A 538-nucleotide genomic window follows, 5' to 3' on the forward strand; every position below is an offset into this window, starting at 1 on the left:
CGGTCCACCAACCCTTTCAGGTTCGCTTCTGCCTGCATACGATGCTCCTCTACCATGTATTTCTACATCCTAAGCTTCGGTAGTAAGTTTTAGCCCCGTTTATCTTCGGCGCAGAGCCACTCGACTAGTGAGCTGTTACGCACTCTTTAAATGAGTGGCTGCTTCTAAGCCAACATCCTAGCTGTTTATGCAGCTCCACATCCTTTTCCACTTAACTTACATTTTGGGACCTTAGCTGTAGGTCTGGGCTGTTTCCCTTTCGACCACGAAACTTATCTCACGTAGTCTGACTCCCGGTCATGATTGCACGGCATTCGGAGTTTGATAGTTTTCGGTAACCGGTGAAGGCCCCTAGAACATTCAGTGCTCTACCTCCGTGTATCTCTTTCCGAGGCTAGCCCTAAAGCTATTTCGAGGAGAACCAGCTATATCCGGGTTCGATTGGAATTTCACCGCTATCCACACGTCATCCCAACACTTTTCAACGTATATGGGTTCGGTCCTCCACGAGATTTTACTCTCGCTTCAACCTGCACAT

Annotated in this window: 1 rRNA gene; it reads right to left on the reverse strand. The window is 48.3% G+C overall.

Annotated elements, in window-relative coordinates:
• Positions 1-538: ribosomal RNA gene (locus tag NE619_RS17960) — 23S ribosomal RNA — on the reverse strand; the annotation flags it as partial.

Origin of the sequence: Anaerovorax odorimutans (genome assembly GCF_024459955.1) — a bacterium.
Lineage (GTDB): Bacteria > Bacillota > Clostridia > Peptostreptococcales > Anaerovoracaceae > Hominibacterium > Hominibacterium odorimutans_A.